This window comes from Sphingomonas sp. Leaf38, assembly GCF_001421825.1.
Classification (GTDB): Bacteria; Pseudomonadota; Alphaproteobacteria; order Sphingomonadales; family Sphingomonadaceae; genus Sphingomonas.
On sequence record NZ_LMLD01000011.1, the window covers coordinates 164,265 to 170,742 of the forward strand.

Consider the following 6,478-nt stretch of genomic DNA (forward strand, 5'->3'; position numbering starts at 1 on the left):
GTATTGCGCAAGTTATCCCCGCGGGGCGTGCTCATAGCCTAGACTTGCCGGGAGCGGGACGGGCGTGCCCGAGTCGTGGAGGGTAAGGCCCGCGCCGGACGAGAACGCGCCGATCCGCGTCGCATCCGTGACGAACTCTTCGGGCGCGGCGAAGAGGAGCTGATAATCGTCGCCTGCGGTCGCCGCCGCGATCCGGTCGCCCGAAAAGGCACGATAGGCAGGCGACAACGGTATGCAGGCGAGGTCGATCGCCACCGCGAGCCCGCTCGCGCGCGCCATCCGCGCGGCGTCGATCAGCAGGCCGTCGGACACGTCCATCATCGCATGGACCTGCGGCGCGAGCAGGCGCCCGTCGGCGAGGCGCGGCTGCGGGCGCCGGTACGCAGCCAGCAGCTCGGCCGGGCCGTCCTCGCCGAGCGCGATGGCGAGCCCTGCGCCGGCGTCGCCGATCGTGCCGGTGACGTAGAGCGCATCGCCGGCGCGCGCACCGCCCCGCGCCGGCGCGGCGGCGTCGCTGCCGAACGCGGTGACGGTCAGGATGCGCGGCGCGCCCGGCGGCAGCGTGACGGTATCGCCACCGATGATCCGCGTGTCGAACGCCGCGAGGATGTCGGCGAGCCCGTCGACAAAGGCGGGGTCCCACGCGTCGTCGCCCAAGGGGTAGTTGAGGAGGATCCCTTCGGCGATCGCCCCCTTAGCGGCGAGGTCGGAAAGGTTGGTCGCGACCAGCTTCCACGCGACGTCCTGCGGCGGGTCGCTGGGCAGGAAATGCACGCCTTCGACGAGCGTGTCGGTGGTGATGACGAGCGGGCCTGCATCGAGCAGCGCGGTGTCGTCGTTGAGACTACGCGCCGCCGGGTGGAGCGGGAGGCGGCGGAGCGCGGCGATGAACTCGGCTTCGGTCATTGCTGCTCCCCAAGCACTGCCGTCGTCCTGACGAAAGTCAGGATCCAGAGCCACGAACGATGCGCGCCGTTACTCTGGATCCTGGGTCGAGCGCAGGATGACGAGCGTTCAGCCCCGAACCTCTTTCGCGATTCCGTCGAGCAACCCGTTCACGAAGCCCGACTCGCGCTTGTCGTAGAAGGCATGCGCGACGTCGACATATTCGCTGATGACCGCGGCGACGGGCACGTCCTTGCGCGCGAGCAGTTCGTACGTGCCGACGCGGATGATCGCCTTCATCGGCTTGTCGAGACGCGCAAGCGTCCAGCCCTTGGCGAGCTTGCCTTCGATCAGCCCATCGATCTCGCCCGCGCGCGCGTTGGCGCCGGTCACGAGGTCGTCGAAGAAGTCGACGTCGGCCTCGGCATATTCGACGTCTTCGATCGTCGCGCCGAGCCGGTGCTGGTGGAATTCGTTGAGCAGGACGGGCATCGCGGTGCCCTCCATCTCATGCTGGTAGGTCGCCTGGACGGCGGCGAGACGCGCGGCGGCGCGCGCCTTTGTGCGGGGGGCGGTTCTGGACATAAGCGGTTGCCTGTACGCGCGGGGGGCTTGCGTGTCAGCCCTTAGCGTTTCGCCTGTGTCTAGGCGAAGAAGATTGGTTCGCGCGGAGGCGCGGAGACGCGGAGGTGTTGCGTGCGGCGCAGCCGCTCCGATCTCCTCATCGGCCGGTGATCGAAGGGCCACTGCGCGGCGAGGTCGACACCTCCGCGCCTCCGCGCGAACAAAATCAGTGGTTGAGGCGAAGCCGCAGCGCCACTGATTTGGCATGCGCGGGCAAACCCTCCGCATTGGCGAGCGCGACGGTCGCGGGGCCGAGTTCACGCAACGCGGCTTCGTCGAGCGCCAGGAAGCTGGTGCGCTTCATGAAGTCGAGCACCGACAACCCGCTGGCGAACCGCGCACGGCGGCCGGTCGGCAGGACGTGGTTCGGGCCCGCCACGTAATCGCCGATCGCCTCGGGCGTGTAGCGGCCGAGGAACACCGAGCCGGCATGGCGGATGCGGTCGAAGAAACCCTGCGGATCGGGGATGGCGAGCTGGAGATGCTCGGCGGCAAGCCGGTCGACCAGTGGGATCGCGTCCGCTAGCGTATCGACGACGACGATCGCGCCGTTGGTGTCCCACGCGACGCGCGCGACCGCCTCGGTGGCAAGATCGCGCAACTGGCGGTCGACCGCGTCCGCCACCTTGTCGGCGAAGGCGGCATCGTCGGTGAACAGGATCGACTGCGTCGTCACGTCGTGCTCGGCCTGGCTGAGCAGGTCGGCGGCGGTCCATTCGGGGTCGTTGAGCGCGTCCGCGACGACGACGATCTCCGACGGGCCCGCGACCATGTCGATGCCGACGACGCCGTAGACCTGGCGCTTGGCTTCGGCGACCCAGGCGTTGCCGGGGCCGGTGATCACGTCGACCGGTTCGATCCGGCCCGCGCCATAGGCGAGTGCGGCGACGGCCTGTGCACCACCGACGCGCCAGACTTCGTCGACACCGGCGAGGTGCGCGGCGGCGAGGACGAGCGGGTTGATCTGGCCGTCCGGGGTCGGCGTGACCATCGCGAGACGGCCGACGCCGGCGACCTTGGCAGGGATCGCGTTCATCAGCAGCGAGGAGGGGTAGGCGGCGCGGCCACCGGGGACGTAGATGCCGGCGGCGTCGACCGGCAACCAGCGCGCGCCCAGCCGGACGCCCGCCGAGTCGACCGAGTCGCTGTCGAGCGGCCGCTGTTTCTCGTGATACGCGCGGATGCGAGTCGCGGCGAGTTCGAGCGCGGTGCGCAACTCGGGGTCGAGCGCGTCGAACGCGGCCTTGCAGTCGGCGGCGTCGATCTGCCAGCCGGTGCTCTCGAGGTCGTGGTGATCGTGCTTGTGCGTGAGGTCGCGGATCGCGGTCTCGCCATCGCGACGGACGGCGGCGATGATCGCGGCGACGTCCTGCGTGACGCCGGCGTCGGATTCGCGGCGGTCCTCGACGAGCGCGGTGAAGCGCGTCGCGAAGTCCACGTCGGTGGTGGAAAGGCGGATCATGCGGCCTGCTCCTGCGACTCGACCGCGCGACGGAACGCCTCGACCAAGGGCACGACCCGTGCGCGCGTCTTCATCGCGGCGCGGTTGACCACCAGGCGGCTGGTAACCTCCATGATCGTCTCGACCTCGACGAGCCCGTTTTCGAGCAGCGTGCGGCCCGACGAGACGAGGTCGACGATGCGCGGCGCGAGGCCGAGCGTCGGGGCCAGCTCCATCGCGCCGTTGAGCTTCACGCATTCCGCCTGCACGCCGCGGCCCGCGAAATGCGCCGCGGTCACGTGCGGGTATTTTGTCGCGACGCGGACATGGCTCCAGCCGCGCGGATCGTCCTTCGCCGCCATCTCGGCGGGTTCCGCGACCGACAGCCGGCAATGGCCGATGCCGAGGTCGACCGGCGCATAGAGTTCCGAGTAACCGAACTCCGCGATCACGTCCGAACCGACGATGCCGAGCTGCGCCGCGCCGTGCGCGACAAAGGTCGCCACGTCGAACGCGCGAACCCGGATCAGCGAGATGTCCGGATCGTTGGTCGCGAACCGGAGCGCGCGGCTGTTCTCGTCCGAGAACGACGCTTCGGGATGGATGCCGGCACGCGCGAGCAGCGGCAGCGCCTCGGCGAGGATGCGTCCCTTGGGGACGGCGATAATGATCTGGGAGTCAGGCACGCGCCGGGCTTTACGGGTGGCGCTTGGCGGGTGCAACAACCTGCACATGGCAAATGAACCGGCAAACCGCGCATGCTTCGACATCCAGGCGGGCTATTGCACCGCGATGGACGCGCCGGTGACGGCGCGGGTCTGCACGGCGCTGGCGCACGCGCTCGATCGCGACAGCGCGACGGGGCGGCGGGCGCTCGACTGGGCGGGCGAGCCGGTCGCCGATGCGCTGGCGTTGCGGCTGGTCGGCGGCTTGCACGCGCTGCACCGGGCGGGCGTGGACCCGGCGCTTTCGGCGGTGTTTTCCGGCGCGCAGACCGACCCAACGCGCGTTGCGGCCACGGTGAAGGCGACGCTCGTTACGCAGGATGCGGTCTTGCTGCCGTGGCTCGACGGGCCGCCGCAGACCAACGAGGCGGCGCGGTCGGCGGGCATGATGACCGGCATCTTGCATCTGGCCGAGCGATACGGGCCGCGGTTCGAGCTGCTCGAGATCGGATCGAGCGCGGGGCTCAACCTTCTGATCGACCGCTATCGGTTCGATCTTGGCGGCGTGGCGGTCGGGCCATCGGCATCGCCGGTCACGATCCGCCCCGAATGGCGGGGTGCGCCGCCGCAAACCGCGCCGGTCGCGATCGAGTCGACTCGCGGCGTCGACATTCAGCCGGTGGATGTCGCGGATCCTGTCGCGGCGGCGCGGCTCGAGGCGTATGTCTGGGTTGATGCGGTCGAGCGGCAGGCGCGGCTCGCGGCGGCGATCGCGATGGTGCGCGAGGAGGGCGTCGATCTGGTGCAAGGCGATGCGGCGGACTGGGTCGAGGCGCGGTTGGCCGAGCCGCATCGCAAGGGCGTCACGCGCGTGCTGATGCATTCGGTGGTGTGGCAGTATCTGCCCGCGGCGTCGCGCGAGCGGATTCGGATCGCGATGGAGGCGGCGGGGGCACGTGCGACGGCCGAGCGACCGCTCGGCTGGGTGATGATGGAGCCCAATCGCGATCTGCACCGGCACGAGGTGCGCGTACGCGGTTGGCCGGGCGAACGAGCGATGGAACTGGTGGCGCTGACGCATGCGCACGGTGCCTGGGTCGAAGGGCTCTCCGCCCCCTATGAGACTCGCGATTACGTCATGCGGCGCGGCGCGTACGACAAGGATTGAGCCGGCCGGGATTTCTCCCGGCCGGCATCGATCGGCTTAGTAGAAGAAGCCGTTGTTGACCTGCGCGACGCGACCGTTGCGCGTGTCGACCAGGACGACGTCGCGGCCGTAGCGGACCCAGCGCTGATAGCCATAGGCCGGACGCGACAGACGATAGGTCTGATAGTCGTTGATCCAGTACTGACGGCCATAGTAATTTGGCGCGAAGCGGTAGCCGACGCTTACCGGACGATAGCGATAGCCGCGCGGGCCGACATAAGCGGGGCGGCGGTAGACGTTGCCGTGCGTGCGGCGATAGTCACGCCAGTCCTCGCGGCGCTCCTGACGGTCTTCGCGCAACTCGCGACGGGCTTCGCGGATGTCGCCGCGGTCGCCATAACGGCGGGCCTGCTGGAGTTCGCGCTGGCTCTGGCGGACTTCGCGCTGGTCGCGGCGAACTTCGCCATAGCTCTGCGCGGTGGCGAATGTGGGAACCAAAGTGGCGGCGGCAACGGCCGCGAGGATCATCTTACGCATGACTGCTCTCCTGTCTTCAACGCCGTATCAAACGGCATGACACAGGTTTTGCTCCCTCGCCGCTGAATGCTTTCAGAATGCGGTGGTCAGGAAGCAGACAGGTAGCGGCAGGGGCGCTGGCGTCTTTCAGATCCCCCAGCGGCGCATCGCGGCGATCACCGCCTCGGGCTTTTCCCAAGGTACGAAATGCCCGGCATCGACCTTTTCGATCGTCAGTTCGGGCACATAGTCGGCAAGGTCGAGCTGGCTCGGCAGCAACGCGGTGTCACGCATGCCCCAGATCACCAGCACCGGCATCCGCATCGGCGGGAAGGGCGCATCGAGGAAGGCGGGGCGCGGCGGCGTCTCGTCCATTGCGGGCACGACGATCGCGCTGGCGCGGTACCAGTTGAGCATCGCGGTCATCGCGCCCGGCTGCGACCATTCGTCGAGATAGGCGGCCTTGTCCTTGCCCGCGATCGCCTGCGTCACATGATGTGCGAAGGTCGAGCCGAGGAATTTCTCGAGCCCCGCGCCGGTCAGCCCCTGGTCGATACTGGTGTCGCGGAAGCGGCGGATATACTGGCTCGCCTTGCGCTGTTCGGGATCGTCGAAGATCGTCCGCTGGAAGACGAGCGGGTGGGGCGCGTTGACGATCACCAGCCGTTCGATCCGGTCGGGATGCTGGAGCGCGGCCATCCAGGCAACCGCGCCGCCCCAGTCGTGACCGACCAGCGTGAAGCGGTCGATCTTCAGGTGATCGGCGAGCGCGAGCAGGTCGGCGACGATCTTGTCGGGGGTGTAGCTGGCGACGCCCTCGGGCTTAGACGAGCGGGCATAGCCGCGCTGGTCGGGGGCGATGACATAATGGTCGCGCGCGAGGTCTGGGGCGATGTTACGCCAGGTGCGGTGCGATTCGGGAAAGCCGTGGAGCAGGATGACGGGTGGATGCGCGGGATCGCCGCTGATCGCGACGTCGAGGTCCACGCCGGTGGATAGTCGGAGGCTCTGCAGCTCGGTCATGTCTTTCTCTCCCGCTCGTCGGCCCCTTCTGGTTCGGGGGCCGATCTGGTCTGCGCCAATTTTGGGGAGTGTGCGGTACCGCGGGGGTCGGGACAAGCGCCAGATGCATTTTCGATCCTCCCCCGCCAGGGGGAGGTGGCAGGCGTCAGCCTGACGGAGGGGGAGGAAAGGGAAACG

At 68.8% G+C, this 6,478-nt stretch carries 7 protein-coding genes; 1 reads left to right on the forward strand and 6 read right to left on the reverse strand.

Annotation, left to right across the window (positions count from 1 at the left end; all coding sequences use genetic code 11):
- Positions 1-12: 12 nt before the first annotated feature.
- From thiL to hisG, 4 genes are all read right to left on the reverse strand, one after another.
- Complete coding sequence (gene thiL, locus ASE88_RS08200; RefSeq protein ID WP_055874662.1) at positions 13-906, reverse strand: thiamine-phosphate kinase; 894 nt, start codon at positions 904-906, stop codon at positions 13-15.
- A 108-nt stretch (positions 907-1,014) separates the two neighbouring features.
- Positions 1,015-1,470: a transcription antitermination factor NusB gene (nusB, locus tag ASE88_RS08205; protein ID WP_056477446.1), complete on the reverse strand. Its 456-nt coding sequence runs from the start codon at positions 1,468-1,470 to the stop codon at positions 1,015-1,017.
- A 205-nt stretch (positions 1,471-1,675) separates the two neighbouring features.
- Positions 1,676-2,971 (reverse strand): histidinol dehydrogenase, encoded by a 1,296-nt coding sequence (hisD, locus tag ASE88_RS08210; RefSeq protein ID WP_056477448.1) that lies wholly within the window; start codon positions 2,969-2,971, stop codon positions 1,676-1,678.
- On the reverse strand, positions 2,968-3,636 hold the full coding sequence (hisG, locus tag ASE88_RS08215) for an ATP phosphoribosyltransferase (RefSeq protein ID WP_200910190.1): 669 nt from the start codon (positions 3,634-3,636) through the stop codon (positions 2,968-2,970). The genes hisD and hisG overlap by 4 nt, the downstream gene beginning before the upstream one ends.
- A 46-nt stretch (positions 3,637-3,682) precedes the next feature.
- On the opposite strand from hisG, the gene ASE88_RS08220 reads away from it, so the two are divergent.
- Positions 3,683-4,783: a DUF2332 domain-containing protein gene (locus ASE88_RS08220; RefSeq protein WP_056479249.1), complete on the forward strand. Its 1,101-nt coding sequence runs from the start codon at positions 3,683-3,685 to the stop codon at positions 4,781-4,783.
- A 36-nt stretch (positions 4,784-4,819) separates the two neighbouring features.
- On the opposite strand, the gene ASE88_RS08225 is transcribed toward ASE88_RS08220, so the two are convergent.
- Both ASE88_RS08225 and ASE88_RS08230 read right to left on the reverse strand, forming a co-directional pair.
- Positions 4,820-5,299 carry an RcnB family protein gene (locus ASE88_RS08225; protein ID WP_055874652.1) on the reverse strand — a complete coding sequence of 160 codons (480 nt, stop codon included), beginning with the start codon at positions 5,297-5,299 and terminating at the stop codon, positions 4,820-4,822.
- Positions 5,300-5,425: 126 nt separating this feature from the next.
- Positions 5,426-6,301 carry an alpha/beta fold hydrolase gene (locus ASE88_RS08230; RefSeq protein ID WP_055874650.1) on the reverse strand — a complete coding sequence of 292 codons (876 nt, stop codon included), beginning with the start codon at positions 6,299-6,301 and terminating at the stop codon, positions 5,426-5,428.
- Between the last annotated feature and the right edge of the window lie 177 nt (positions 6,302-6,478).

Excerpts from the sequence above, each read along its gene's own strand:
- ASE88_RS08225 (WP_055874652.1), bottom strand. The coding sequence starts at position 5,299 with ATGCGTAAGATGATCCTCGCGGCCGTTGCCGCCGCCACTTTGGTTCCC.
- ASE88_RS08230 (WP_055874650.1), bottom strand. The coding sequence starts at position 6,301 with ATGACCGAGCTGCAGAGCCTCCGACTATCCACCGGCGTGGACCTCGAC.
- hisD (WP_056477448.1), bottom strand. The coding sequence starts at position 2,971 with ATGATCCGCCTTTCCACCACCGACGTGGACTTCGCGACGCGCTTCACC.
- thiL (WP_055874662.1), bottom strand. The coding sequence starts at position 906 with ATGACCGAAGCCGAGTTCATCGCCGCGCTCCGCCGCCTCCCGCTCCAC.
- nusB (WP_056477446.1), bottom strand. The coding sequence starts at position 1,470 with ATGTCCAGAACCGCCCCCCGCACAAAGGCGCGCGCCGCCGCGCGTCTC.
- ASE88_RS08220 (WP_056479249.1), top strand. The coding sequence starts at position 3,683 with ATGGCAAATGAACCGGCAAACCGCGCATGCTTCGACATCCAGGCGGGC.